This is a genomic window from Pseudomonas sp. PGPR N4, from assembly GCF_059693665.1.
The window spans coordinates 42,661-66,880 of the sequence record NZ_JCAUKV010000007.1; the positions used below are offsets into that span (position 1 = coordinate 42,661).

Consider the following 24,220-nt stretch of genomic DNA (forward strand, 5'->3'; position numbering starts at 1 on the left):
CATGCCCAGCCCGACCGCAATTCTCGACGCCCACTACATGGCCCTGGCCGTGCAACTGGCCCGCAAAGGCCAGTACAGCACCCATCCCAATCCGCGCGTTGGCTGCGTCATCGTGCGTGATGGCGAGGTGGTCGGCGAGGGCTGGCATGTGCGCGCCGGCGAGCCGCACGCCGAAGTGCATGCCCTGCGCCAGGCCGGCGAGCGCGCCCAGGGCGCCTGCGCCTATGTCACCCTTGAACCGTGCAGCCACCACGGGCGCACCCCGCCGTGTGCCGAAGCGCTGGTCAAGGCCGGGGTGGCCCGGGTGGTCGCCGCCATGCAGGACCCTAACCCGCAAGTCGCCGGGCGAGGTCTGCGGCGCCTGGCCGAGGCCGGTATCGAGGTTGTCAGTGGCGTGCTCGAGCAAGAAGCGCGTGCGCTCAATCCCGGCTTCCTGAAACGCATGGAGCACGGCCTGCCGTTCGTCCGCGCCAAGCTGGCGATGAGCCTGGACGGACGCACCGCCATGGCCAGTGGTGAAAGCCAGTGGATTACCGGCGCTGCCGCCCGCGCAGCGGTACAACGCCTGCGTGCGCGCTCCAGCGTGGTGCTGACCAGCGCCAGCAGTGTGCTGGCCGACAATGCGCGGATGACCGTGCGCGGCGGCGAGCTGGGCCTGGACCCTGATACCACCGCCCTGGCCTTGTCACGGCCACCGCTGCGGGTGCTGATCGACAGCCGCCTGCGCCTGCCGCTGACTGCGCCTTTGTTCCAGGCCGGGCCGGTACTGGTGGTCACCGGCGCCGCCGCTGACCCACGCTATGCCGAGGCCGGCCATGAGCTGCTGCAGTTGCCCGGCGCCGATGGCCGGGTGGATCTGCCAGCCCTGCTCAGCGCCCTGGCGGCGCGCGGGACCAACGAGATTCTGCTGGAGGCGGGCGCCGGTTTGGTCGGCGCGTTTGCCCAGCTCGGTTTGATCGACGAATACCAATTGTTTGTTGCCGGCACCTTCCTTGGCTCCCAGGCCCGGCCATTACTGGACTGGCCGCTGGCGAAGATGAGCGAAGCGCCGCGACTGAAAATCACCGAAATGCGCGCGGTGGGCGATGACTGGCGAGTCACAGCCATCCCCCAGCCGGCCGCCGGCGTATAATGCCCGGCTGGCCCAACGCCGCCCAGTTTCCGAGGAGAACCCAATGTTCACCGGCATCATCGAATCGATCGGCACCATCCGCAGCCTGACCCCCAAGGGCGGCGACGTGCGCGTCTACGTCCAGACCGGCAAGCTCGACCTGGGTGACGTCAAAATGGGCGACAGCATTGCCGTCAATGGCGTCTGCCTGACTGCGGTGGAACTGCCTGGCGACGGCTTCTGGGCTGACGTCAGCCGCGAAACCCTCGACTGCACCGCATTCAACGACCTGAAAAGCGGCAGCCCGGTCAACCTGGAAAAAGCCCTGACCCCGACCACCCGCCTGGGCGGCCACCTGGTCAGCGGCCACGTCGACGGCGTCGGCGAAATCATCTCGCGCAGCGATAACGCCCGCGCGATCCAGTTCCGCGTGCGCGCACCCAAGGAGCTGGCCAAGTACATTGCCCACAAGGGCTCGATCACCGTCGACGGCACCAGCCTGACGGTCAATGAGGTCGATGGCGCCGAATTCGAGCTGACCATCGTGCCGCATACCCTGTCCGAAACCATCATGGCCGACTACCGCAGCGGGCGTCGGGTGAACCTTGAGGTCGACCTGCTGGCCCGTTACCTGGAGCGTCTGCTGCTGGGTGACAAGGCTGCCGCACCGAGCAAGGGCAGTAGCATCACCGAAAGCTTCCTGGCCGCCAACGGCTACCTGAAATCCTGATCGAGAAGGGGGTGCCGCGTGGCGCTCAACAGTATTGAAGAGCTGGTCGAAGACATCCGCCAAGGCAAGATGGTCATCCTCATGGATGACGAAGACCGCGAGAACGAAGGCGACATCATCATGGCCGCCGAGTGCTGCCAGCCCGAGCACATCAACTTCATGGCCAAGCACGCCCGTGGCCTGATCTGTATGCCGATGAGCCGCGAGCGCTGCGAGACCCTCAAGCTGCCGCTGATGGCGCCACGCAATGGCTCGGGCTTCGGCACCAAGTTCACCGTCTCGATCGAAGCCGCCGAAGGCGTCACCACCGGGATCTCCGCAGCCGACCGTGCGCGCACCGTGCAGGCCGCGGCAGCCAAGGATGCCAAGGCAGACGATATCGTCAGCCCTGGCCACATCTTCCCGCTGATGGCCCAGCCTGGCGGCACCCTGGCCCGCGCTGGCCACACCGAAGCGGCCTGTGACCTGGCGCGCATGGCCGGGTTCGAGCCGAGCGGGGTGATCTGCGAAGTGATGAACGACGACGGCACCATGTCGCGTCGCGCCGAGCTGGAAGTGTTCGCCGCCGAGCACGGCCTGAAGATCGGCACCATCGCCGACCTGATCCACTACCGCATGATCCACGAACGTACCGTTCAGCGGGTCACCGAGCAGCCACTGGACAGCGAACTGGGCCAGTTCAACCTCGTCACCTACCGTGATTCGGTCGAAGGCGATGTGCACATGGCACTGACCCTGGGCAAGATCTGCGCCGAAGAACCGACCCTGGTGCGGGTGCACAACATGGACCCGCTGCGCGACCTCTTGATGGTCAAACAGCCCGGCCGCTGGAGCCTGCGCGCCGCCATGAGCGCCGTGGCAGAGGCCGGCAGCGGCGTAGTGCTGCTGCTCGGTCACCCGCTCGATGGCGACGTGGTGCTGGCGCATATCCGCGAAAGCGCCGGCGAAACCCAGGTCAAGACGCCGAGCACCTACAGCACGGTTGGCGCCGGTTCGCAGATCCTGCGTGACCTCGGTGTGCGCAAGATGCGCCTGATGAGCTCGCCGATGAAGTTCAATGCGATATCCGGATTCGATCTGGAAGTTGTAGAATACGTGCCCTCTGAGTGACACAGGCGCGCCAATCGCCCTGGCGCTCGTGTCCAAACCCTCCTGCAGGCCGCCTAGGGCGGCCTCGCTCTTTAAAATGAGAACACCGCAATGATCCTGAAGACCATCGAAGGTACCTTCATCGCCCCCAAAGGTCGCTATGCTTTGGTGGTTGGCCGCTTCAACAGCTTCGTCGTCGAAAGCCTGGTGAGCGGTGCCGTTGATGCGCTGGTACGCCATGGCGTCAGCGAAAGCGACATCACCATCATCCGTGCTCCTGGCGCCTTCGAAATCCCGCTGGTTGCACAGAAAGTCGCCCAGCAGGGCGCTTACGACGCAATCATCGCCCTGGGCGCCGTGATCCGTGGTGGTACTCCGCACTTCGAATACGTTGCGGGCGAATGCACCAAGGGCCTGGCCCAGGTGTCGATGGAGTTCGGTGTGCCAGTCGCGTTCGGCGTACTGACCGTCGACTCGATCGAGCAGGCCATCGAACGTTCCGGCACCAAAGCCGGCAACAAAGGCGCTGAAGCTGCCCTGTCCGCACTGGAAATGGTCAGCCTGCTGGCGCAGTTGGAGGCCAAGTGATTAGCGACGAAAGCGATCGTTTCAACCCGCGCGATCCAAAACCTGCGGATGCTGGCAAACCATCGAAAAGCGCCAAGCGTCGCGAAGCACGCAAGCTCGCGACCCAGGCGCTTTATCAGTGGCACATGGCCAAGCAATCGCTGAATGAAATCGAGGCGCAGTTCCGCGTCGACAACGATTTCTCTGACATCGACGGCGCTTATTTCCGCGAGATCCTGCACGGGGTTCCAGCGAAGAAAGACGACATCGATGCCGCGCTCAAGCCTTGCCTGGACACCCCGCTTGAAGAGCTCGACCCGGTTGAACTGGCGGTTCTGCGCCTGTCCACCTGGGAGTTCCTGATGCGCGTTGACGTACCTTACCGGGTCGTGATCAACGAAGGCGTCGAGCTGGCCAAGATCTTCGGCGCCACCGACGGCCACAAGTTCGTCAACGGTGTACTCGACAAGCTGGCGCCGCAGGTCCGTGAAGCGGAAGTCAAGGCGTTCAAGCGCTGATTGCGGCGCTGACCAGCCATGGGTGAGTTCGAGCTGATCCGTCATTACTTCGCCGCCGCGCCCTGTGCGCAGGGCGGCGAAGGTGTTGCGTTGGGGATCGGCGACGACTGTGCCCTGCTTGACCTGCCGGCTGCCGCACAGTTGGCAGTGTCTACCGATACCTTGGTCGCCGGCGTGCATTTTCCGCACGCCTGCGACCCCTCGCTACTGGGCCAGCGCTCGCTGGCCGTAGCGGCCAGTGACCTGGCAGCCATGGGTGCCACGCCCGTCGGCTTTACCCTGGCGCTGACCTTGCCCGAGGTCAGCGAACAGTGGCTCAAGGCGTATGCCGAAGGCCTCGATCGCATGGCGCGACATTGCCGCCTGAGCCTGATTGGCGGCGACACCACCCGCGGCCCACTGAGTATCACCATGACTGTGTTTGGCCGGGTTCCGGCCGGGCAGGCCCTGCTGCGCTCGGGCGCGCAGGTGGGTGACTTGCTCTGTGTGGGCGGCGAGCTGGGCAATGCCGCCGGCGCCTTGCCGTTGGTGCTGGGCGAGCGCGAAGCGGCGGTCGAGATCAGTGCGCCGCTGCTGGCACAGTACTGGTCACCTTCGCCGCAGTTTGCCTTGGGCCAGGCCCTGCGCGGCAAGGCCACCGCGGCGCTGGATATCTCCGATGGCTTGTTGGCCGACTGCGGCCATATCGCCAAGGCATCCCGGCTGGCGCTCGAGGTGAACCTGGCCCAGGTGCCAGTGTCACCTGCTCTAGTGGCTTTTTCAGGGCCAGCGGCAGCCCGCCAGGCGGCGCTGACCGGTGGCGACGATTATGTCCTGGTGTTCACCTTGCCCGCGCAGCAACTGCCCGCGCTGCGCGACGCTGGCCTGGCGGTGCATGTCATCGGCCGGGCAGTGGCTGGCGAAGGCGTGATTTTGCGCGACGAACACGGCCAGGACATCACCCCGCGACAACGCGGCTATCAACATTTTAGGGAGACACCGTGACCGACCACCCCAATCAGGTGCCTGCGGAGTTCGTTCCGCCTTCGGTCTGGCGCAACCCGTGGCACTTCATCGCCTTTGGCTTCGGTTCCGGCACTTTGCCCAAGGCCCCCGGCACCTGGGGCTCGCTGGTGGCGCTGCCGTTCATTCCGCTGTGGCAGATGTTGCCCGACTGGGGCTACTGGCTGCTGCTGGGTATGACCATGCTGTTCGGCTTCTGGCTGTGCGGCAAGGTCGCCACCGACTTGCGCGTTCACGACCATGAAGGCATTGTCTGGGACGAAATGGTCGGTATGTGGATCACCCTGTGGCTGGTGCCGGAGGGTTGGCAGTGGTTGCTGGCCGGGTTCCTCATGTTCCGCTTCTTCGACATCCTCAAGCCGTGGCCGATTCGCTGGATCGACAAACATGTGCATGGTGGATTCGGCATCATGCTCGACGATATCCTCGCCGGTGTGTTCGCCTGGCTGGGCATGCAGGTTCTAGTTTGGGCGGTAGCCTGATACGGGAGTGGCAGATGGGGTTAAGGACGACGGTGCTGCTGTTGCTGATGCTGCTTGGCGGCGCTGTTGCCAACGCCAGCGACAAGCCTCAGTTGGGCCAGATCCATCTGGTCAGTGAAGACTGGCTCGACTACACCAACGCCGACGGCACTGGCCTGGCGTGGGATGTGTTGCGCCAGGTGTTCGAGCCCGCCGGGGTCAAGGTGTCCATCCAGAGCGCGCCTTACAGCCGTGCCATTGGCCTGGTCAAACGTGGCGAGGCGGATGCCTGGGTCGGCTCCTACAAGCAGGAGAGCGACGACAACCTCTACCCGCGCTGGCACTTCGATGTCGATCATATCTATGCGCTGGGCCTGACCAGCAAGCCCGTGCCGACCCCCGCCAATATCGGCGACTATCGCTTGGCCTGGGTGCGCGGCTACGACTACGGCAGTTACTTGCCGAATGTTCATGAGTTCAGGGAAATCCAGCGCCGCGAAGGGATTCTGCCGATGCTCGAGCATAACCGGGTCGACTTCTATGTCGATTCACTCACAGAAGTCGAGTACGTCCAGGCCCAGGCGCCCAAGCCGGACAGCTTTCGCCGCACTCATGTAGCAGAATTGCCGCTCTATCTTGCCTTTGCTCACAATGAGCAAGGCAAGGCGCTGAGTGCGCTGTTTGACCAACGCATGCAGCAACTGGTGCGCAGCGGCGAGCTGGAAGCGGTCTTCAAGAAGTGGAAGCAGCCCTATCCGTTCACTGCCGACAGCCAGCCTCGCTGAGCACATCTTCGCTAAGCATCGAACCTTTCGATCTTAACCGACGGTATTCACCGTGCGCACGCTTGTCAGCCTGCTGATACAATCGGCCCACGTGAAATTCCAAGTTACTAATCAGGAGCACAACGTGCCCGTCGTCTTTGTTGCCGCCTCGAAACTTCCGACTCCTTTTGCGACCTTCACCATGCATGGCTTTCTTGATGAAGCCACGGGCCGCGAGCACGTCGTGCTCAGCCTGGGTGATATCGCTGATGGCGAGCCGGTGCTCGGGCGTCTGCACTCCGAGTGCCTGACTGGGGATGCGCTGTTCAGCCAGCGTTGCGACTGCGGTTCGCAGCTTGAAGCTGCGCTGCAGGCGATTGCCCGCGAAGGCCGCGGCGTGCTGTTGTACCTGCGTCAGGAAGGCCGCGGTATCGGCCTGTTGAACAAGATTCGCGCCTACGAACTGCAGGATGGCGGCGCCGACACGGTCGAGGCCAACGAGCGCCTGGGCTTTGCCGCCGACCAGCGCGACTATGGCATCTGCCTGCCGATGCTCGAGCACCTGGGCGTCAAGTCGCTGCGCCTGATGACCAACAATCCGCGCAAGGTCAAGGCGCTGACCGCCATGGCCATCAACGTTGCCGAGCGCGTGCCGCTGCATACCGGTCACAACCCGCACAACAGCCATTACCTGGCGACCAAGGCCGGCAAGCTCGGCCACATGATGGGCACCGAGCACCAGGGTGAGGTGCCGCAGGCGTGACCCGCAGCGAGGTCAAGCGACGGCTGGCCCTGACCTGGTGGCAGTACCTGGCGCTGGGCTTGCTGCCGCTGCCGATCATGGCCTGGGCGTTTGGCGGCGGTGACGGCCTGATTCCGGTGCTGGCGATGCCGCTGTTCATCGCCGGCGCCGCGACCATGTTTCTTAGCCTCGCTCGGTTTGCCGCGTACAAGCGCGCGTTGATCCACACCAGCAAGGTGCTCGGCAGCGTCGAAGAGCCCGCGGCCTGGATCGAGCTGGCGCGGGTACGCCGCCTGGCCATGCTGTACGCCTGCATCCCCGCCTGGGTCGCCGCACTGTCGGTGCTGGTCGGGCTGGAGGCAGTGCCCCAGGTGCTGCTGGCGTTGTCCACCGTGGTGATCCTGTACCTCTATCGCATCCCGCGTCAGCTGGGTTGATGCGGCTGCTCTGCTGCCTGCTGCTGATGCTCGGCAGCACCGTTGCCGCCGAGCCACTGCGGGTGGTCAGCCTGGCGCCGTCGATGAGCGAAATCATGCTCGAACTGCACGCCGATGACCTGCTGGTGGGCGTGCTCGACGGCGGCGAGCGGCCAGCGGCGCTGCGTCAGCTGCCGTCGGTGGGTCGCCAGGGCCAACTGGACATGGAGCGCCTACTCAGCCTGCGGCCGGACTTGCTGTTGTTGTGGCCCGGCGCCGTGGCCCCCGCCCAGCGCGAGCAACTGCGCCGGCTGGGCATCGCCAGCTACGATGGCGAAGTGTCCACGCTCGAGCAGTTGCTCAGCCACATCGAAGCCATCGCCAGCCGTATCGGCCGGGCCGAACAGGGCCAGCGCTACGCGGCGGGCTTGCGCCAGCGCCTGCAAGAGCTGCGGCAACGCTACCATCGCGAGCAGCCGCTGACCGTGTTCTATCAGGTCTGGGACAAGCCGCTGTATACCTTGGGCGGCAAGCAGATCGTCAGCGATGCGCTGAGTGTATGTGGCGCGCGCAACGTGTTCGCCGACCTGCCGCAGCCGGCGCCGTTGGTTAGTGTGGAGTCGGTGCTGGCGCGCAACCCTGATGTGATTGTCGCGGGCGAACAGGCCCAACTGGCGAGCTGGCGGGCCTGGCCGCAGCTCAGGGCCACGGCTGGCGGTCACCTGCTGGTGCTGCCGGACAACGGTTTGGAGCGCCCAAGCGGGCAGATGATCGAAGCCACCGCCAAGCTGTGCGCCTTGCTCGACGCTACAATGCCGGCGTCCAGGTCGCGCTGAACAGCCAGCGGCGGCCTTCTTCGCGGTAGGCGTAGGCGCTGTTGTCGTAGCTGTAGAGCGCGCGGCTGTAGCCTTTGTCGAACAGGTTATCCAGCTTCAGCTCCAGCTTTAGTTCATCACTCGCGGCCCAGCTACTGCGCAGGCCGAGCAAGCCATAGCCGGCCAATCTGTTGCGGTTGGCTTCGTCATCAAAGCTGCTGCTGACGGCTTGCCAGCTGGCGCCCACGCCGAAGCGCTCGTACTGGCGGTCCAGATCCAGGCTCAGCGTGCGGCGCGCGCGGCGGGCGAGGGTGTGGCCGCTGTCGCGGTCACGCGGGTCGATCATGGCCAGGCCGAGCTGGCTGTGCCAGGCACCCCACGTCTGTTTGAGGGCGAGTTCGGCACCGTTGATCCGAGCGCTGGCAACGTTGCGCGGGATCGAGCCCTGGCCAAAGATGATCGCATCGCTCAATTCGGTGCGGTACAGCGACGCCTCCAGTTGGCTGTCGCTGCCGAGCTGGCTGCGCCACTGCAGCTCGACGGTCTTGGAATGCTCCGGCTTGAGGTCGGGATTGCTGTACGACGGGTAATACAGGTCATTGAAGGTCGGCGCGCGGAAGCCTTCGCTGTAGGACAGCAGCAGATCGTTGGCCTGATTGACCGGTAACGTCAGGCTGGCGCTCCAGGTTGTTTGGCCGCCGAACTGCTGGTTCTGATCACGGCGCACGCCAAGCTCGCTGGAGAAGTGCTCACCCTGATAGCGATGCTGCACAAATGCGGCACGGTTCCAGCGGCTGTCCTGATCCAGCTCGGTGTTGGCGTGCACGCGGTCCTGATACCAGTCACCACCCAGCAGCAGCGCGTGCTGCTCGCTCAGGGTCAGGTCGTTCTGCCAGGTCAGTTGGTCGCGGTAGGTGTTGAACACAAAGCGCTCGTCACTGAACTTGTCGCGTTTGTCGTCGCGGTTCTCGCTGTGTGCCAGCTCAAGGCGCGAATGCCAAACATCGCTCAGTTGTGCATCGAAATAGCTGCCCAGGCTGCTGACGTTGAAGTCGGTGTAGGGCTGCTGGCCGAAGGTCTGGCCGCTGGCGAAGTCATAGCGGCCGAACGGGTTGTCGTATTCACTGCGGCCTTTGCTGTCGAGCAGGTTCAGGCCCGCCTCGAAGCGCTCGTTGAACGTGTGGCTGAGGCTCAGGTTGAGCGAACGGTTACGGTAGGCATCATGGTCGCTATCGCTGGCCAGCGACGGCCCGGTCGAGTCGATGCCGGCGGTTTCGTCGAGGCTGGCACCGAGGTTGAAACGGGTCGCGTCGCTGCCCCCAGACAAGCCCAGACTGCGCTGCCAGGTCTGGTTGCTGCCGGCCGCAACGCGCAGACGTGGCTGCAGGCCGGGGCCGCCGCTGCGCCGGGTGAAGATCTGAATGACTCCGCCGATGGCATCGCTGCCGTACACCGCCGAACGAGAGCCGCGCAGCACTTCGATGCGCTCGATCTGATCGATGTCGAGAAACTGTAGGCCGCTGTCGCCGGAGGTGGCATTGGCGATACGCACGCCATCGACCAGTACCAGGCTCTGGGCGGCCTTGGTGCCGCGGATGAATATCCCGGGCAGGCTGCCGCGTCCGCCGGTGGGGGCAACCTGCACCCCGGGCACGCGGGTCAGCAGGTCAGTCACGCTGGAGGGTTGCAGGCGGTCGATGTCGCTGCGAGTGAACACGGTATTGGCGGCAGCGGTGCTGGTGCGCGATTCGACCTGGCGGCTGGCGCTGATCAGTACGTCTGGCAGCTTCAGGGCGTCATCGCGGCTGGGTTCGGCGGCGAGCAGGGTGCTGGGGAGGGAGAGGAGGGTGGCCAGGGTTGCGAGTTTCATGACGGTTCCGTACGGCGCTTTGGGGCCGCAAAGCGGCCCCAGCAATCACAAGCCGAGCTTGACCATCCGGGCCCGCACCGAAGCTTCGATGCCAGCTGCGTCCAGCCCACATTCAGCCAGCATCTGCGCAGGTTTGGCGTGCTCGACGTAGGTATCTGGCAGGCCCAGGTGCAACAATTGCTTGAGCACCGCTTCGCGGCTGAGGAATTCGCCAACCGCAGCGCCAGCGCCGCCCATGATGGCGTTTTCCTCGATGGTCACCAGCAGCTCGTGGTTGGCCGCCAGTTCCAGCACCAGGGCCTCGTCCAGTGGTTTGACGAAACGCATGTCGACCACGGTCGCATCGAGCTTTTCAGCCACTTGCAGGGCTTCGCTCAGTTGCACGCCGAACACCAGCAAGGCCACGGTTTTGCCCTGGCGGCGAACCACGCCTTTACCGATCTCGATGGGCTCGAGGTCGGCACTGATCGGCGTGTTCGGGCCGGTCCCGCGAGGGTAACGCACGGCAGCCGGGCCGTTGTAACGGTGGCCGGTGCTGAGCATCTTGCGCAGCTCGTTCTCGTCGCTCGGGGTCATCACCAGCATGCCGGGGATGCAGCGCAGGTACGACAGATCGTAAGCGCCAGCGTGGGTCGGGCCGTCTTCGCCGACCAGGCCGGCGCGGTCGATGGCGAACAGCACATCGAGGTTTTGCACGGCCACGTCGTGAATCAGCTGATCGTAGCCACGCTGGAGGAACGTCGAGTAGATCGCCACCACCGGCTTGGCGCCTTCACAGGCCATGCCGGCAGCCAGCGTCACCGCGTGCTGTTCGGCGATAGCTACGTCGAAATAGCGCTCGGGGTAACGCTCGCTGAACGCAACCAGGTCGGAGCCTTCTTTCATCGCCGGGGTGATACCCACCAGGCGCGGGTCGGCAGCCGCCATGTCGCACAACCACTGGCCGAACACTGCCGAGTACTTCGGCCCGCTGGCTTGCTGCGGCACTACTGGCTTGTCGGCGGGTTCGAGCTTGGTGATGGCGTGATAGACGATCGGGTCGACCTCGGCCGGAGCGAAACCCTTGCCCTTCTTGGTCACCACGTGCAGGAACTGCGGGCCCTTGAGGTCACGCATGTTGCGCAAGGTGGCGATCAGGGTCGGCAGGTCGTGGCCATCGATCGGGCCGATGTAGTTCCAGCCGAGCTCTTCGAACAGGGTGCCAGGGACCAGCATGCCCTTGGCGTACTCTTCGGTACGGCGGGCGATTTCCCAGGCGCCGGGCAGGCGCGAGAGGACCTTCTTGCTGCCTTCGCGCATGCTCGCATAGGTGCGGCTGGAGAGGATCTTGGCCAGGTAGTTGGACAAGCCACCGACGTTGCGCGAGATCGACATGTCGTTGTCGTTGAGGATCACCAGCATGTCGGCGTTGACTTCCTGGGCGTGGTTCAACGCCTCGAAGGCCATGCCGGCGGTCAGTGCGCCGTCACCGATCACCGCAATCGACTTGCGCGCGCTGTTTTGCAGGCGGGCGGCGATGGCCATGCCCAGCGCAGCGCTGATCGAGGTGCTGGAATGGCCCACGCCAAAGGTGTCGTACTCGCTCTCGGAGCGACGCGGGAAGGCGGCGATGCCGTCCTTCTGGCGCAGGCTGAGCATGCGCTGGCGACGGCCGGTTAGGATCTTGTGCGGATAGGCCTGATGGCCGACGTCCCAGACCAGACGATCATCGGGGGTATCGAACACGTAGTGCAGGGCTACGGTCAGCTCGATCACACCGAGGCCGGCACCAAAGTGCCCGCCGGTCTGGCCTACGGTATAGAGCAACTCCTGGCGCAACTCGTCGGCCAGGTTCTCCAGGTCGGCTTCGGCCAGCCGGCGCAGGCCGGCGGGCGTGTCGGCGCGGTCCAGCAGCGGAGTGGCCGGGCGTTCGCGGGGGATCTCTTGAAACGTCGTGGGCATCAGGCGAGTCGTTATAGGTTTGAAGACCCGGCAGTTTACCCCATTGTTCGGCAAACTGCCCATTCACACAGGTTCAGCCGCCGCGCTGCCAATGCAACGCGAGCGGGTACTGCCAGTACTGTCAGTGGCGGCGCTCGACGATATAGCGGGCCAGCGCACGCAGGGGTTCGGCGTGCTCGCCAAAGCCGCTCAGCGCCGCCAGGGCCTGGTCACGCAGTTCGCCGGCATAGGCTTTGGCTGCGTCCAGCCCCAGCAGGGCCGGGTATGTTGGTTTGTCACGAGCTATGTCAGCACCCTGGCGTTTGCCCAGGGTCGCGGTATCGCTCTCGACATCGAGAATGTCGTCCTGCACCTGGAAGGCCAGGCCAACCGCGCGTGCATACACCTGCAATGCATCCAGCTGTGCTTGATCGGCGCGGGCGCTGGCCAGGGCGCCAAGGCGCACGCTGGCTTCGATCAAGGCACCGGTTTTGTGCCGGTGCATGTATTCCAGCGCCTGCTGATCCAGCTTGATCCCGACCGAGCCGAGGTCGATGGCCTGGCCGCCGACCATGCCGGCAGGGCCGGCAGCGTTGGCCAGGGTTTGCACCATGGCCAGGCGGATCGAGTCGGCTTGCGGGCTCAGGCCCGGGTCGAGCAGGGCGGTGAAGGCCAGGCTCTGCAAACCGTCGCCGGCGAGAATCGCACAGGCTTCGTCAAACGCCTTGTGGGTGGTCGGCTGACCGCGGCGCAGGTCGTCATCGTCCATCGCCGGCAGGTCATCATGAACCAGCGAATAAGCGTGGATCAGCTCGACCGCACAGGCTGCGCCGTTGGCTTGCTCGGCCGGCGTGCCGAAGGCTTCGCAGGCGGCATAGGCGAGCAATGGCCGCACGCGCTTGCCACCGTTCATCACGCTGTAGCGCATGGCCGCATACAGGCGCTGCAATTGTTCGGCAGGCGCTTGCAGCAGCGGTTCGAGGGCGGCGTCGACGCGGGCCTGGCAGCTGGCCTGATAGGCTTTGATCATGCTTCGGGCTCGGCGTCGAACGGCTGCGCGGCAAGTTCGCCGTCGCGCTCGAGCAGAATCTGCACCTTTTGTTCGGCCTGGGCGAGCGCGCCCTGGCAGTCACGGGTCAGGGCGATGCCTTGCTCGAAGGCGGCCAGCGACTCTTCCAGCGACAGTTCACCGTTCTCCAGGCGCTCGACCAGGGTTTGCAGGTCGGCGAGGGACTGCTCGAAATCGATGGAGGTTTTTTTGCGGGCCATGGCGACGGTCTCGGTGGCGATCTTAACGGCGCGACACTAGCAGAGGCAGGCATGCGGAGCAAATTCGACGGGCGTGAGCGGACCTACTGGCATGCAATAAATGCTGTCGCATTTTGTAGCATTTACCTTGGTGTGCTCATCTTGCGTTTTACAGACTTGTCCAATTGTCGCCCTCTGGTCCCTCTGACATAATCCCGCGCGCTCTATTCCGGTGCTTTACCGCCCCTCTCTCCACGTCACGTAACGGACTACGTTGTGAGCTTCCTTTCGATCGAATTTGGCCTCTGCTTTGCGTTGTTCTTCCTGCTCTACTGGAGCCTGTGTTGGAGCCTGCGTCTGCAGAACGCACTGCTGTTGGCGGCGAGCTATGGCCTGGTGGCCAGCTTCAGCCTGCAGTCGCTGTATATCCTGCTCGGTTACAGCGTGCTGGTGTACGCCCTCGGGCTGCTCGCAGCGCGCTATCCCGGGCGCTGGTTCATCAGCGGTTTGCTGCTGACGTTGGTGTTGGGCTGCTTCTATCTATTCAAGTATCAGGAGTTCTTCGTCAGCGGCGCACAAAACGCCCTGGCTGCGCTGGGCCTTGATGTGTCGTTGCCCATCGTCGAACTGCTGGTGCCGATCGGGCTGTCGTTCTATGCCTTTCACTCGGTCAGTTACCTGGTCTCGATCAACCGTCGCGAGCTGAGCACGGCGGCGCCGTTGGACCTTGCCCTGTATCTGGCGTTTTTCCCAAGCCTGGTGGCCGGCCCGGTCAATCGGGCCCTGCACATGCTGCCGCAGATTCGCCCCGAGGCGATGCGTCAGGTGCTGGAGCCGCAACGGGCGCTGGGGCTGATCGCCATGGCGGTGGTCAAGCTGTTCTTCCTCAGCGCCTGGCTTGGCAGCGAGTGGGTCGATCCGGTGTTCGACACTCCGGGCAGTGCCAGCCCCGAACAGGTGTTGCTGAGCGTGTATGGCTACAGCCTGCTGATCTACTTCAACTTCAGCGGCTACACCAATCTGGTCACCGGCATTGCCCTGCTGCTGGGCTTCCGCCTGCCGGACAACTTCGCAGCACCCTACGCTGCGCACAATCTCAAGGAATTCTGGGGACGTTGGCATATCAGCCTGTCGCGGTTCATACGTGACTATGTCTATATCCCGCTCGGCGGCAACCGCCACGGCGCCTGGCGCGGCAACCTGAACATGTTGCTGGCCATGCTGGTGTCCGGCTTGTGGCACGGCGCCAGCGCCAACTTCCTCATCTGGGGCGCGCTGCACGGCATTGGCCTGGCGATCTACAAGCTGTTCGCACAATCGGCGCCGGGCTTCGCCAAGGTGCCCGGGGCGGGCCTGCTGGCGCGCTTGCTGACCTTCCACTACGTGGCCTTTGCCTGGATCTTCTTCCGCAGCCCGACCCTCGACGGCGCCCTGGAGATGCTGGCGGATATCGCCCATGTCAGCCTGGCCGGGCTGAACTCGTCCAGCGGCGTGCTGATCCTTGCCTGCGTGCTGTATCTGGCCATTTATCCGCAGTTGCTCAAGCTGCTCGAGCGCAGCCTGGCGGCCAGCCAACGCCTGCCGTGGCAGTTGTACCCGGTGCCGTTGGCGCTGTTCGTGTCGTTGATCATCTTCGCCTCGCAGTCGGGCGTACCGGGGTTCATCTATGCCAGCTTCTAATTCAGGGCAATTGCTGCGCGTGCAGCTGGACGCGGCCAAGGCGCTTTACGCGATCGTGGTGGTGATGGGCATCTTGTTCTGGCTCAACCAGGACTCGATCAAGCTCTACTGCCAACAAAAATATCACCAGAGCTGCGAGCTGCCGCTGGTTGGGCAAGCGCCGGCCTGGCGCTTCGGGGCCAGCCTGACCACAGCGTTGGGCGCGGCGCGCGACAGTTTCATCGCCAGCCTGGAGGGCGACAAGCAGGGGGTCGCGGCGCCAGCCACAACCGTGCTGGCGCCGAGCATGCCGGTGGTGACAGTCGATCTTGAACAACCGCTGCCTGTGGGCAGGCCCGAGCCTTTGCACAGGGTGGCCGAGCCTGGCGCAAGTGCGCCGCTGCCGGTTATCCAGCAGGCGCCAGTGCCTTTGGCGCAAACTGCTAGCAGCGTGGTTCTGGCCGCCGGTGACCAGGTGTTTCTGGTCGGTGACTCGTTGATGCAAGGGGTCGCCCCTCACCTGGCCAACAGCCTGCGCAAGCGTTACCAGATCAACACCGTCAACCTCAGCCGGCAGAGTACCGGCCTGGCTTATCCGGGCTTTTTCAACTGGCCGCAAACCGTCGCCGACACGCTGGCGCGGGAGCCGAACATCCGCCTGATGGTGGTGTTCCTCGGCCCCAACGATCCTTGGGACATGCCGCAAGGCAAGGGCAAGCCGTTCCTGCGCTTCAAGTCAGCGGAATGGGAGCTGGCCTACCGTGCCCGGATCGACGCTATCCTCGAACAGGCCCGTGCGCGAAATGTGCAGGTAATCTGGGTCGGGCCACCGAACATGAACCAGCCGCGGCTGTCTGCTGCAATGGCTTACCTGAGTGGCTTGTACCAACAACAGACGGCGCTGTTCGGCCAGCACTTCGTGTCCGCCAACCCGTTTCTGGGTTACCCCGACGAACAGTTCTCCTTCACCGTGCAAACGCCGGAAGGCAAGCGGGTCAAGGTGCGCTACGACGACGGTGTGCACTTCACCATTACCGGCCAGAAAATGATCGCTGCACAGGTACTGTCGCTGATCAGTTTTGCTGGCCTGACCGTTACAGGACACTGATATGCGCCCATGGCGTCACTTGCTGGGCCTGGCCCTGTTGATCAGCAGCATGCAAGGCTGCAGCGCTGGCGTAACCACGCCGCCACAGCCGCAGCCGGTCAAACAGGCAAAAAACCCCAGCCCGACCCGGGACGGCAACGTCAGCCTGCTCGCGGGCAAGCTGCGCAACGCCGGCCGAGCGCCGGTGGCGATTGTCCAGCTGGGCGACTCGCATACCGCTGCAGACTTGTTCAGCGGCGAGCTGCGCCGGTTGCTGCAGGCGCGTTACGGTGACGGTGGCATTGGCCTGGTGCCGGCCACCGCCGTGCCCGGCATCCGCCATGACCGGGTGATCATCAACAGCGAGCCGCGGCAGTGGACGCTGGTGTCGGCGCGCAACCAGCAGAGCAGCCAGTTTCCGTTGGGTGGTTACTTGTCCATCCCGCAAGCGGCGCAGCCGTTGGTCACCCTCAAAGCGCGTGATGATGACCACCAGCGCTATCGCATCTCTGCGTTGTACCAGGCAGCCAGCAACAGCACGCTGGTGGCCAATCGCACGCAGCGGCGCATGCTCCCGGCCACCGCCGGCAAGTGGCAACTGAGCCCGGCCTTCCCCAACCTCGGCTTGCCCGTGCAGATGAGCTTGCAGCCCAGCCAGGGCGTAGTGCTCGGTGGCTGGTACATCCAAGGGCAGAAGAACAGCGGGGTGACCTTGTCGGCGTTGGGTATCAACGGCGCCCGCCTGGAGGTGGTCGACAAGTGGCAGCCAGGTTGGCAAGACAGCCTCAAGGCGCTGCGCCCCGACCTGGTGATCCTCGCCTACGGCACCAACGAGGCGTTTGACGACACCCTTGATCTGGCGCTGTACCAGACGCAACTGGACACCACCCTGACGCGCTTGCGGCAGGACATGCCGCGCAGCGCGATCTTGCTGGTCGGCCCGCCGGACTCGATCAAGCAGCGCAAGGCGCGCAGCTGTGCAGCACGGCAGCCGCAGCCATTGGCCGCAGTTGTGCGCATCCAGCGTCAGCTGGCGCAGAAGCACAAGTCGTTGTTCTGGGATTGGCAGGGCTACATGGGTGGGCCGTGCTCGATTGCAACCTGGCAGGCACAGGGGCTGGCGCGGGGTGATCTGGTGCACCTGACCGCAGATGGCTATCGCAAGAGTGCGGCGGGGTTGTACCAGTTCCTGAAAGGTCCGCTAGGCTTGCGCTAGCGCGCTCAGGCTGGCACGGGGCAGGCCGCAGATACCGGCTCGCCCCGCGTCAGGTTGCGATCAGACGGCGACGGCTTCCAGCTGGGTCAGCGCCACGCGGTACTGGGCCAACTCCTCGATGGTCAGCATCGGCATGCTGTTTTCACGCGCATACAAGGCCACCTGCTCGCCGCGGGCCATGCTGCCATCCGGGTTCATCAGTTCGCACAGCACGCCGGCCGGCCGCAGCCCGGCCAGGCGCGCCAGGTCGACCGTGCCTTCGGTGTGACCACGGCGGGTCAGCACGCCGCCATTGCGCGCCCGCAGCGGGAACACATGGCCCGGGCTGACGATATGGCGCTGTTCGGCGCTCGAGCTCAAAGCCGCCTGAATGGTGGTGATCCGATCATGCGCAGAAACACCAGTGGTGATGCCCTCGGCCGCCTCGATGGTGACGGTGAAACCGGTGCCATGGCGGGCCTGGTTGTTCTTCACCATCGGCGCCAGCTCGAGCGCGTCGACCGTGGCTTCGTCCAGGCACAGGCAAACGATACCGCTGCAATCGCGGATCATCATGGCCATGGTTTGCAGCGAGATGTTTTCGGCGGCGGCAATGATGTCCGCTTCGTCCTCGCGGTCATTGTCGTCGAGCAACAGGACTGGACGGCCTGCCTGGAATGCAGCCAGTGCGGCGGCAACATTGGGGAATTGCTGTTGGTGCTTGGGTGACATGAAACGCTCCTCGTGAAAAATCGATGAACGTCTCGGGGCGAACAAAACGCGCGCACAGGGGCACCTGATGGCCCCTGCCAAACGCCTTCTTTCATCCGGACTATGACCGTCGGCCCTGGAATCTCACCAGATCTGCTGTCCCCCGACCGGGTCGGGGCGCTCGCGGGCTCATCTTTCGATTTACCGCCGGTGGGGACTTGCACCCCGCCCTGAAGACCGGCTCAGCATACAGCACCGAGGCACCGGGCTGGCAAGCGCCGGCTCTGCGACTTTCGCCGTAGTCGGCGGTGGCAATTATTTACCGCCTCAGCCTGGCGAGCGTGCTGCAGCCTATCGACCCGCCCGACATCGGGCTGATCCTCAAGGAGCGCACGCGCATGACCAGTCAATACCCATTCAGCGATGACGATGTGCAGAAAGCGTTCGATCAACTCAGCGTGACGCTGTTCGACGTACAACGTGATTTCGACCCTGACGACCACCAGTTGCCGAGCCCGAAAATACTGATCGTCGCCGGTGCGCAGGGCTCGGGCAAAACCTTCCTGCTGGAAAAAACCCTGCTACCCAGTGGGTCCTATGAGAACTACGTACGCCTATACCTGCCGGCGTTTCGTGAGTTGCACCCCAGTTACGCGCAGATGCAGGCGCAGGGTGTGCTCCATGTGTACGAGCACACCGAAAAGTTCATCTGGGCACTGGGCGAAAAAGTGTTCGCTTACGCCTTTGCCAACAAGTACAACATCATCATGGAGTCGGCGCTGGATAACATCGAATTTGCCAGATTTCCACCGGCGGCAACGGCAGCGGGCTACCGTTTCGAGGTCCATATGATCGCCTGCCAGAAGGAACTCAGCCATTGGGCAACGCTTGATCGAGTGGTCAAAAGCATTGAAAGCAGCGAGCTTGAACGAGTGGTGTCATTGACCCAGATCGAGGAGGCGCAGTTCAACGCCAAGGCGATTCTGGATGCCTTCGAGAATGCCTGCACTCAAGTGCCCGGCTCGGAAATCACGCTCTACCAGCGCGACCTGCCGACCAACATGGAGCGCCAAGTGCTCTGCCACAGTACCTGCGACAGCTATGCAGAGCTCACGCCGCAGGCGGACTTCAAGGGCCGGCCGTTCGCTCAGGTGCCACAGCTGGGCGTTAAGTTTGGCATCCTGCGCAATGCTCAGGCCAACTCCCCATGCGCTTATCTGCAGTATGCGCAAGTCGTTCACGCTGGGCTGATAAGCGAAGAGGTGCGCCAGAAAATGGTTCAGAAGTGTTGCGCTACATTGGCCAAAGCCCACCCGCTGATGCCCGCGATTCCGGCTGAGGTGTTCCGCGCCTTGTCCATGTATGTGCTCAAGTACGTCCATCCATAACGCAGCACACCGCCTGCTGATTACTTTGAAAGCGTTTCCAGCAGATGCGCCAGCGATGCAGGCAGCATTGCTCCGTGGCTCAGGTCATCGAAGCGTTGGTAAGAGACGTGCAGGCCGTTTACCTGGCCAAGCTCGGTCGCCAGCTCACGCATCGGCCGCTCGGCATCCGCCTGCTGCTGTCCGCGCGGGCTGGCTGGTTCGGCTGTGCCACGCATCAGCAGCAGGGACGGTCGAGCCTGACCAAGACGCTGCTGCAGGCCATGCGCTTCACGCCCAATCGCACCGTCATGCCACCACAGCGAGGGGCTGGCGGCTGCGTAGTGGCTGAACTCGCCTGGGCGGGTGAACAGCGCATGCAGGACCGCCAGGCCGCCGTAGGAGTGGCCCCACAGCGTCTGCCGGTTGGTGTCGATTGGCGCGACACTGGCGACCAGCGGGCGCATGCGCTGGCTGAGCAGGTCCAGAAACGCGTCGACACCACCGCTGGGCAGGCCCGTTAGCGGGTCGAGCTGTTCGGTCAAGCCAGTAACGGTAGGCGTGTAATCGAAGCTGCGCGCGTTTCGGTCAATGCGTTGCTCACCCTGATAACCCACGGCTACCAGCAGTGGGGCTTGTCCGTTGGCGAGTTTCTCCAACAGCCCCGGTTGCAGCACAGCCATCGCTGCATTGCCGTCGAGCATCCAAAGCACCGGGTAGCCGGCAGCCGGGGCCGGGCTGTCGGGTTGGCCGACCCACAATTGGTAGTGGCGCTTGCCATCGTCGGAGTCCAGCCTGAAGGTGCTGAAGCGATAGGCCTGACTATCGCTTTGCAGCCCGCTCGAATCGACCGTCTGCTCGCGGGCAGGAGGCGCTGCAAGCGTCTGGCCAATGACGACGGAGCCGAACAGGAGGGTAATCAGCAGCGGGACGATTTTCATCATGGGCTACCTGCGGGAGGGCGGGTGAATTGCGGGCATTAAAAAGCCGGCTTGTGGCCGGCTTCTCGGGGACGATCTTGGCTCATTTTTGGTAAGCCGCAACCGCCTTAAACGGTATGACCTCAAGGGCCATGAAAAGAAGGCAGACGGCTGTGTCAGGCGTCGCCGAGCCCTCTGCAACGCGGCCTGGGCCGGTGTGGGGCGTAATGTGGGCCGAAGCATACTAGGGCTGGCAGCCGATGCCCAGCAAAAAATTGCACGGGGTATTTCAGGAGCTGGCCCGCTGGTTGAAATATGACCAGTGGAATACCCAGCCGATGATTTCCAGCCCTTGCTCCTGACGTTGCGCGAAGGTGTAGCGCTCGACCGCGTAGTTACGCTGGTCATGGCTGTGCAGGCATAGGGTGTCGTCGTGCTCGAGGCTGAGACTGTGCACCTTGAGCTGGCCGTTGTGCAGCAGGGCATAGGTTTGGCCATCGACTACATGGGTGCTGCCGCGGTCGATGGCAATGATCGCGTCCTGCGGGATCATCGGCGCCATGTTGCCGGCGGGCATGAGCATGCAGATCGCTCGCTGAGGGAACACGCCGAGGGTTTCCAGAGATTGTGCCGGCAGGGTCAGGTGGCCCTGCATGTCAGGTGACAGCTGGTTGCCGTGCAGCCGGTACAGGGAGATCCGCAGCAGCCGGCCGTCCAGGTCGAGCAGCGAGGTGGGTTGGTGCACTGCCTCGGCGCAGACGCCGCTCTGGCGCAGGATGGCACTGTGGTATTTGGGCCCTACGCCGTTCATCAGCCAGCGCCGGTGCACGCAGAACAGATCGGCCATTTCGTCCATGCGTGCCAGAGGCACACCGCGTTTGAACCAATTGTTGACGTGTTGGGGGGTAACGCAACGCTGGGCGGCGAAATCGGAAGGGGTCAGGTCGCATTCTTGCAGGAGTGCCTTGAGGCGGTCGCCGGATGTCGTCATGGGCGAAGTTTAACGGGGGCAGAGCGGCAGGAAAATGAACTGAGGGTTTGATTTTGTTGTGGGAAAACAGAGGGTTTGTAGGAAGGATCCTAGGACGGATTTTGTGCGAGGGAATCTGCAGCAGGGAAGAGTAGGCATGAAAAGGGGCGCAGAGCGCCCCTAGACACATGGTCTGAACGGCATCACCGCTCAGACTTGTTCGGCTCAGCCCTTGTAGGCAGCAACCGATTTGGTGATCGCTTCACGAGCGGCATCGGCGCCGGCCCAGCCTTCGATCTTGACCCATTTGCCCTTCTCGAGATCTTTGTAGTTCGCGAAGAAGTGCTCGATCTGCTGGATCAGCAGCGCTGGCAGGTCGGTGTACTCTTTGACGTCGACGTACAGCTGCGACAGCTTGTCGTGCGGGACAGCGATGACCTTGGCGTCGCCGCCGCCATCGTCGGTCATGTTCAGCACGCCGACCGGACGGGCGCGGATGACCGAGCCTGGCGCTACCGGGTACGGAGTCACGACCAGCACGTCGAGCGGATCACCGTCGTCGGCCAGGGTGTTGGGGATGAAGCCGTAGTTGGCCGGGTAGAACATCGGGGTGGCCATGAAACGGTCGACGAACAGGGTGTCGCTGTCCTTGTCGATCTCGTATTTGATCGGGGCGTGGTTAGCCGGGATTTCGATGGCGACGTAGATGTCGTTCGGCAGGTCTTTGCCAGCCGGAATCTTGCTGTAGCTCATTGGGCAGGGCCCCCGTGTCTGTTCAGAAAATTGGCGGCGATTATAGGCATATTCCGCCAGTGCACGCCACGCCCTGCCTGATGTGTGGCCAGCTCAGGGCTGACTGGCGCAATACTGCGGATCTTCGGCCTGCAGCCGGGTCAGGCGGGCCAGCGGGTCCTGCCGGTAGAACTGGACCAATTGCTGATAGACCTGCGGATATGCCTGTTGTAGCAGGTCAGGCCCACTAAAGAAGTATTCGCTGGTGACGGCGAAAAACTCTGCAGGATTCTCCGCGGCATAGGGGTCAATTGCGGTCTCGGCATCCGGGTTGGCATCAAGCTGGCGGTTGAGGTCGTCGTAGGCGCTCTGCATCGCAGCCGACCAGTCGCCGACGTGCATGCCGTGGTGCAGCGGCGGCAGGCCGTTGGCATCGCCATTGAGCATGTCGAGTTTGTGCGCCAGCTCGTGGATCACCAGGTTGTAGGCCTCCCAGCCGCCACCGGCGAGTACCCCGTCCATTGCCAGAATGACCGGCCCCTGTTGCCAGGCTTCGCCGCTGTGCTCGCCGTCATAGACGTGCTCGACGCCGCTGGCATCGCGGTGGCGCTGGGGGCTTTTGAAGTCGTCGGGGTAGAGGATGATCTCGTGAAAACCCTGATACCAGTCAAGATCCCCCAGGTGCAGCAACGGCAGTTGCGCCTGGGCGGCGAGCAGCAGGCGCTGCTCGTCATCCAGTTCGACCCCGGGCAGGCAGGTCAGGTGTTTGGCATGCAGAAACAGCACGCAGGCCTCACGCAGCCAGTGGTCTTCCTCGGCGGTTATGCCATCGAGCACCGGCAGGCGCTGGCGCACGGCCTGCCACAACTGCGCGTCGATTGGGTAGCGCGCCAGGGTGCGCCGGCGCCGCCAGGCGCGTAACGACCACATGTGCCGATCAGTGCGCCTTGGCCGCGCGACCGAAGCGGCCACGCAGCAGGCCGAGCAGCATCGGCACCAGCGACAGGACGATGATCACCACCACCATCAGCGACAGGTGCTGCTTGATGAACGGCACGTTGCCGAAGAAGTAGCCCAGGGTGACCAAGCCGCCGACCCAGAGCAGCGAACCGGCCACGCTGAAAGTCAGGAAACGCGGGTAGTGCATATGGGCAATGCCGGCTACAAACGGCGCAAAGGTGCGCAGGATCGGCAGGAAGCGCGCCAGGGTCACGGTCTTGCCGCCATGCTTGTCGTAGAAATCATGGGTCCGCTGCAGGTAGTCGCGGCGGAAGATCTTCGAGTTGGGCTTGTTGAACAAGCGTTCACCGGCCGTGCGGCCTATCACGTAGTTGGTGCTGTCGCCGAGGATCGCTGCGGCCATCAACAGGCCGGCCAGCAGCACCGGGTCCATGCCACCACCGGCCGCCACTGCACCGGCAATGAACAGCAGCGAGTCGCCCGGCAGGAATGGCATCACCACCAGCCCGGTTTCGCAGAAGATCACCGCGAAGAGAATGGCGTAGATCCACGGGCCGTAGTTGTTCACCAGCAGATCAAGGTAGGCATCGAGATGCAGGATGAGGTCAAGCGGGTTGAAATCCATGTACAGCACCTGTGTTCTTGACCCGCGACAACGGGCGCGCAAAGACGGAAATCGGCTACGCATGTGTGAGCGTAGGTAAACTTTCACACATGTAAAAAAGGGATTATACGGACAAGCTGGGATCGTGCCCGGGGAGATTGTAGCGGCGGATTACCGGCCGGCGGCAAAGGTGGTGGCGCTGGTGTCTGCAGCAGCGGCTGCACGCCGCTGCCACAGCGCGATCAATCCGAGTTGATCGGCAGGGTGTAGTTCTTGAACTCGGTGTCCTCGCGAAAGCCCATCGACTCGTAGGTTTTCATGGCGACCTGATTGTCGGTGCTGGTCGATACGCGCATGCGCACGGCGTTGGTTTCCTTGGCCATCTTCTTTGCTTCACGCATCAGGTGGTCGGCTACCAGCATTCGCCGGGCATCTTCGGCGACATAGATGTCATTGAGGATCCACACACGCTTGAGCGACAGCGACGAGAAGCTTGGATACAGCTGGCAGAAGCCCAGCAGCTTGCTGTCGTCGACATCGTCATCGGCGAAGGCCAGATAGATCACCGACTCCTCCAGCCGCAGGCGCTTTTCGAGAAAGCTGCGTGAGCTGTCCGGGTAGGGCAGTTGCCCGTAGTACTCGCGGTATTTGACGAACAATGGGTTGAGCAGGTCGAGATGTGCCAGGGTTGCCTTGATGATGCGCATGTACGGCCCTCAGAGTCCATTTAGGCAAACGACAGGTTGCCGACAACGTTCGCGCCCA

Annotated in this window: 26 protein-coding genes and 1 riboswitch; of the genes, 15 read left to right on the forward strand and 11 right to left on the reverse strand. The window is 63.6% G+C overall.

Annotated elements, in window-relative coordinates; genetic code table 11:
- Window position 1: 1 nt before the first annotated feature.
- The 11 genes from ribD to AC58X1_RS22210 all read left to right on the forward strand — a co-directional run bounded on the left by ribD (window position 2) and on the right by AC58X1_RS22210 (window position 8,236).
- Window positions 2–1,132, forward strand: a complete 1,131-nt coding sequence (gene ribD, locus AC58X1_RS22160; RefSeq protein ID WP_497429464.1) for a bifunctional diaminohydroxyphosphoribosylaminopyrimidine deaminase/5-amino-6-(5-phosphoribosylamino)uracil reductase RibD — start codon at window positions 2–4, stop codon at window positions 1,130–1,132.
- 43 nt (window positions 1,133–1,175) lie between these two features.
- Window positions 1,176–1,841 (forward strand): riboflavin synthase, encoded by a 666-nt coding sequence (locus AC58X1_RS22165; RefSeq protein ID WP_497429465.1) that lies wholly within the window; start codon window positions 1,176–1,178, stop codon window positions 1,839–1,841.
- 18 nt (window positions 1,842–1,859) lie between these two features.
- Window positions 1,860–2,951, forward strand: a complete 1,092-nt coding sequence (ribBA, locus tag AC58X1_RS22170; RefSeq protein WP_101322307.1) for a bifunctional 3,4-dihydroxy-2-butanone-4-phosphate synthase/GTP cyclohydrolase II — start codon at window positions 1,860–1,862, stop codon at window positions 2,949–2,951.
- A 90-nt stretch (window positions 2,952–3,041) separates the two neighbouring features.
- A complete protein-coding gene (gene ribH, locus AC58X1_RS22175) occupies window positions 3,042–3,518 on the forward strand; it encodes a 6,7-dimethyl-8-ribityllumazine synthase (RefSeq protein WP_237144493.1) in 477 nt (158 codons plus the stop codon).
- Window positions 3,515–4,015, forward strand: a complete 501-nt coding sequence (gene nusB, locus AC58X1_RS22180; protein ID WP_101322306.1) for a transcription antitermination factor NusB — start codon at window positions 3,515–3,517, stop codon at window positions 4,013–4,015. Before ribH ends, nusB begins: the two co-directional genes overlap by 4 nt.
- A gap of 18 nt (window positions 4,016–4,033) precedes the next feature.
- On the forward strand, window positions 4,034–4,999 hold the full coding sequence (thiL, locus tag AC58X1_RS22185; protein ID WP_150573818.1) for a thiamine-phosphate kinase: 966 nt from the start codon (window positions 4,034–4,036) through the stop codon (window positions 4,997–4,999).
- On the forward strand, window positions 4,996–5,499 hold the full coding sequence (locus tag AC58X1_RS22190; protein ID WP_101322304.1) for a phosphatidylglycerophosphatase A family protein: 504 nt from the start codon (window positions 4,996–4,998) through the stop codon (window positions 5,497–5,499). Before thiL ends, AC58X1_RS22190 begins: the two co-directional genes overlap by 4 nt.
- Window positions 5,500–5,513: 14 nt before the next feature.
- Window positions 5,514–6,263 carry a substrate-binding periplasmic protein gene (locus AC58X1_RS22195; RefSeq protein ID WP_150570994.1) on the forward strand — a complete coding sequence of 250 codons (750 nt, stop codon included), beginning with the start codon at window positions 5,514–5,516 and terminating at the stop codon, window positions 6,261–6,263.
- A 124-nt stretch (window positions 6,264–6,387) separates the two neighbouring features.
- Window positions 6,388–7,005, forward strand: a complete 618-nt coding sequence (gene ribA, locus AC58X1_RS22200) for a GTP cyclohydrolase II (RefSeq protein ID WP_101322302.1) — start codon at window positions 6,388–6,390, stop codon at window positions 7,003–7,005.
- Complete coding sequence (locus AC58X1_RS22205; RefSeq protein ID WP_101322301.1) at window positions 7,002–7,421, forward strand: MFS transporter; 420 nt, start codon at window positions 7,002–7,004, stop codon at window positions 7,419–7,421. Before ribA ends, AC58X1_RS22205 begins: the two co-directional genes overlap by 4 nt.
- Window positions 7,421–8,236, forward strand: coding sequence for a cobalamin-binding protein (locus tag AC58X1_RS22210; RefSeq protein WP_497429466.1), 816 nt, complete (start codon window positions 7,421–7,423; stop codon window positions 8,234–8,236). Before AC58X1_RS22205 ends, AC58X1_RS22210 begins: the two co-directional genes overlap by 1 nt.
- On the opposite strand, the gene AC58X1_RS22215 is transcribed toward AC58X1_RS22210, so the two are convergent.
- The 4 genes from AC58X1_RS22215 to AC58X1_RS22230 all read right to left on the reverse strand — a co-directional run bounded on the left by AC58X1_RS22215 (window position 8,208) and on the right by AC58X1_RS22230 (window position 13,274).
- Entirely contained in the window at window positions 8,208–10,085 is a 1,878-nt protein-coding gene (locus AC58X1_RS22215; RefSeq protein WP_497429467.1) for a TonB-dependent receptor domain-containing protein, read from the reverse strand. The two genes, AC58X1_RS22210 and AC58X1_RS22215, sit on opposite strands and share 29 nt — an antisense overlap.
- A 45-nt stretch (window positions 10,086–10,130) precedes the next feature.
- Complete coding sequence (gene dxs, locus AC58X1_RS22220; protein ID WP_150570991.1) at window positions 10,131–12,026, reverse strand: 1-deoxy-D-xylulose-5-phosphate synthase; 1,896 nt, start codon at window positions 12,024–12,026, stop codon at window positions 10,131–10,133.
- A 121-nt stretch (window positions 12,027–12,147) separates the two neighbouring features.
- Window positions 12,148–13,035 (reverse strand): (2E,6E)-farnesyl diphosphate synthase, encoded by an 888-nt coding sequence (gene ispA, locus AC58X1_RS22225; RefSeq protein WP_497429468.1) that lies wholly within the window; start codon window positions 13,033–13,035, stop codon window positions 12,148–12,150.
- Complete coding sequence (locus tag AC58X1_RS22230) at window positions 13,032–13,274, reverse strand: exodeoxyribonuclease VII small subunit (protein WP_101322296.1); 243 nt, start codon at window positions 13,272–13,274, stop codon at window positions 13,032–13,034. The genes ispA and AC58X1_RS22230 overlap by 4 nt, the downstream gene beginning before the upstream one ends.
- Window positions 13,275–13,529: 255 nt before the next feature.
- On the opposite strand from AC58X1_RS22230, the gene AC58X1_RS22235 reads away from it, so the two are divergent.
- The 3 genes from AC58X1_RS22235 to AC58X1_RS22245 are packed head-to-tail and all read left to right on the forward strand — an operon-like array spanning window position 13,530 to window position 17,215.
- The gene (locus AC58X1_RS22235) at window positions 13,530–14,933 is read left to right on the forward strand and encodes an MBOAT family O-acyltransferase (RefSeq protein ID WP_497429469.1); all 1,404 of its coding nucleotides are present in this window, start codon (window positions 13,530–13,532) and stop codon (window positions 14,931–14,933) included.
- Window positions 14,920–16,020, forward strand: coding sequence for an SGNH/GDSL hydrolase family protein (locus tag AC58X1_RS22240; protein ID WP_497429470.1), 1,101 nt, complete (start codon window positions 14,920–14,922; stop codon window positions 16,018–16,020). Before AC58X1_RS22235 ends, AC58X1_RS22240 begins: the two co-directional genes overlap by 14 nt.
- A gap of 1 nt (window position 16,021) precedes the next feature.
- Window positions 16,022–17,215 carry an SGNH/GDSL hydrolase family protein gene (locus AC58X1_RS22245; protein WP_497429471.1) on the forward strand — a complete coding sequence of 398 codons (1,194 nt, stop codon included), beginning with the start codon at window positions 16,022–16,024 and terminating at the stop codon, window positions 17,213–17,215.
- A gap of 60 nt (window positions 17,216–17,275) precedes the next feature.
- Here AC58X1_RS22245 and ribB read toward each other — a convergent pair whose 3' ends face one another.
- Entirely contained in the window at window positions 17,276–17,926 is a 651-nt protein-coding gene (ribB, locus tag AC58X1_RS22250; RefSeq protein WP_101322292.1) for a 3,4-dihydroxy-2-butanone-4-phosphate synthase, read from the reverse strand.
- 79 nt (window positions 17,927–18,005) lie between these two features.
- Window positions 18,006–18,147, reverse strand: a riboswitch (FMN riboswitch).
- 156 nt (window positions 18,148–18,303) lie between these two features.
- Between ribB and AC58X1_RS22255 the strand changes: the two genes are divergently transcribed.
- Window positions 18,304–19,293: a zeta toxin family protein gene (locus AC58X1_RS22255; protein WP_497429529.1), complete on the forward strand. Its 990-nt coding sequence runs from the start codon at window positions 18,304–18,306 to the stop codon at window positions 19,291–19,293.
- Window positions 19,294–19,313: 20 nt separating this feature from the next.
- Here AC58X1_RS22255 and AC58X1_RS22260 read toward each other — a convergent pair whose 3' ends face one another.
- The 6 genes from AC58X1_RS22260 to AC58X1_RS22285 all read right to left on the reverse strand — a co-directional run bounded on the left by AC58X1_RS22260 (window position 19,314) and on the right by AC58X1_RS22285 (window position 24,162).
- Complete coding sequence (locus tag AC58X1_RS22260; RefSeq protein ID WP_497429530.1) at window positions 19,314–20,210, reverse strand: alpha/beta hydrolase; 897 nt, start codon at window positions 20,208–20,210, stop codon at window positions 19,314–19,316.
- A gap of 268 nt (window positions 20,211–20,478) precedes the next feature.
- Window positions 20,479–21,180, reverse strand: a complete 702-nt coding sequence (locus AC58X1_RS22265; protein WP_101322290.1) for a LexA family transcriptional regulator — start codon at window positions 21,178–21,180, stop codon at window positions 20,479–20,481.
- A 204-nt stretch (window positions 21,181–21,384) separates the two neighbouring features.
- Window positions 21,385–21,912: an inorganic diphosphatase gene (ppa, locus tag AC58X1_RS22270; protein ID WP_101322289.1), complete on the reverse strand. Its 528-nt coding sequence runs from the start codon at window positions 21,910–21,912 to the stop codon at window positions 21,385–21,387.
- Window positions 21,913–22,005: 93 nt separating this feature from the next.
- Window positions 22,006–22,821: a M90 family metallopeptidase gene (locus AC58X1_RS22275; RefSeq protein WP_497429472.1), complete on the reverse strand. Its 816-nt coding sequence runs from the start codon at window positions 22,819–22,821 to the stop codon at window positions 22,006–22,008.
- Between the two features lie 7 nt (window positions 22,822–22,828).
- Window positions 22,829–23,476 (reverse strand): DedA family protein, encoded by a 648-nt coding sequence (locus tag AC58X1_RS22280; RefSeq protein WP_101322287.1) that lies wholly within the window; start codon window positions 23,474–23,476, stop codon window positions 22,829–22,831.
- A gap of 221 nt (window positions 23,477–23,697) precedes the next feature.
- Complete coding sequence (locus tag AC58X1_RS22285; RefSeq protein ID WP_101322286.1) at window positions 23,698–24,162, reverse strand: GNAT family N-acetyltransferase; 465 nt, start codon at window positions 24,160–24,162, stop codon at window positions 23,698–23,700.
- Between the last annotated feature and the right edge of the window lie 58 nt (window positions 24,163–24,220).

What these genes read in the sequence shown, in the direction of transcription:
- AC58X1_RS22240 (WP_497429470.1), top strand. Translation starts at nt 14,920, where the DNA reads ATGCCAGCTTCTAATTCAGGGCAATTGCTGCGCGTGCAGCTGGACGCG.
- AC58X1_RS22265 (WP_101322290.1), bottom strand. Translation starts at nt 21,180, where the DNA reads ATGACGACATCCGGCGACCGCCTCAAGGCACTCCTGCAAGAATGCGAC.
- AC58X1_RS22165 (WP_497429465.1), top strand. Translation starts at nt 1,176, where the DNA reads ATGTTCACCGGCATCATCGAATCGATCGGCACCATCCGCAGCCTGACC.
- ispA (WP_497429468.1), bottom strand. Translation starts at nt 13,035, where the DNA reads ATGATCAAAGCCTATCAGGCCAGCTGCCAGGCCCGCGTCGACGCCGCC.
- AC58X1_RS22230 (WP_101322296.1), bottom strand. Translation starts at nt 13,274, where the DNA reads ATGGCCCGCAAAAAAACCTCCATCGATTTCGAGCAGTCCCTCGCCGAC.
- AC58X1_RS22215 (WP_497429467.1), bottom strand. Translation starts at nt 10,085, where the DNA reads ATGAAACTCGCAACCCTGGCCACCCTCCTCTCCCTCCCCAGCACCCTG.
- ppa (WP_101322289.1), bottom strand. Translation starts at nt 21,912, where the DNA reads ATGAGCTACAGCAAGATTCCGGCTGGCAAAGACCTGCCGAACGACATC.
- AC58X1_RS22275 (WP_497429472.1), bottom strand. Translation starts at nt 22,821, where the DNA reads ATGTGGTCGTTACGCGCCTGGCGGCGCCGGCGCACCCTGGCGCGCTAC.
- AC58X1_RS22260 (WP_497429530.1), bottom strand. Translation starts at nt 20,210, where the DNA reads ATGAAAATCGTCCCGCTGCTGATTACCCTCCTGTTCGGCTCCGTCGTC.
- AC58X1_RS22280 (WP_101322287.1), bottom strand. Translation starts at nt 23,476, where the DNA reads ATGGATTTCAACCCGCTTGACCTCATCCTGCATCTCGATGCCTACCTT.
- AC58X1_RS22210 (WP_497429466.1), top strand. Translation starts at nt 7,421, where the DNA reads ATGCGGCTGCTCTGCTGCCTGCTGCTGATGCTCGGCAGCACCGTTGCC.
- dxs (WP_150570991.1), bottom strand. Translation starts at nt 12,026, where the DNA reads ATGCCCACGACGTTTCAAGAGATCCCCCGCGAACGCCCGGCCACTCCG.
- ribB (WP_101322292.1), bottom strand. Translation starts at nt 17,926, where the DNA reads ATGTCACCCAAGCACCAACAGCAATTCCCCAATGTTGCCGCCGCACTG.
- AC58X1_RS22255 (WP_497429529.1), top strand. Translation starts at nt 18,304, where the DNA reads ATGACCAGTCAATACCCATTCAGCGATGACGATGTGCAGAAAGCGTTC.
- thiL (WP_150573818.1), top strand. Translation starts at nt 4,034, where the DNA reads ATGGGTGAGTTCGAGCTGATCCGTCATTACTTCGCCGCCGCGCCCTGT.
- ribH (WP_237144493.1), top strand. Translation starts at nt 3,042, where the DNA reads ATGATCCTGAAGACCATCGAAGGTACCTTCATCGCCCCCAAAGGTCGC.
- ribD (WP_497429464.1), top strand. Translation starts at nt 2, where the DNA reads ATGCCCAGCCCGACCGCAATTCTCGACGCCCACTACATGGCCCTGGCC.
- AC58X1_RS22195 (WP_150570994.1), top strand. Translation starts at nt 5,514, where the DNA reads ATGGGGTTAAGGACGACGGTGCTGCTGTTGCTGATGCTGCTTGGCGGC.
- AC58X1_RS22285 (WP_101322286.1), bottom strand. Translation starts at nt 24,162, where the DNA reads ATGCGCATCATCAAGGCAACCCTGGCACATCTCGACCTGCTCAACCCA.
- AC58X1_RS22245 (WP_497429471.1), top strand. Translation starts at nt 16,022, where the DNA reads ATGCGCCCATGGCGTCACTTGCTGGGCCTGGCCCTGTTGATCAGCAGC.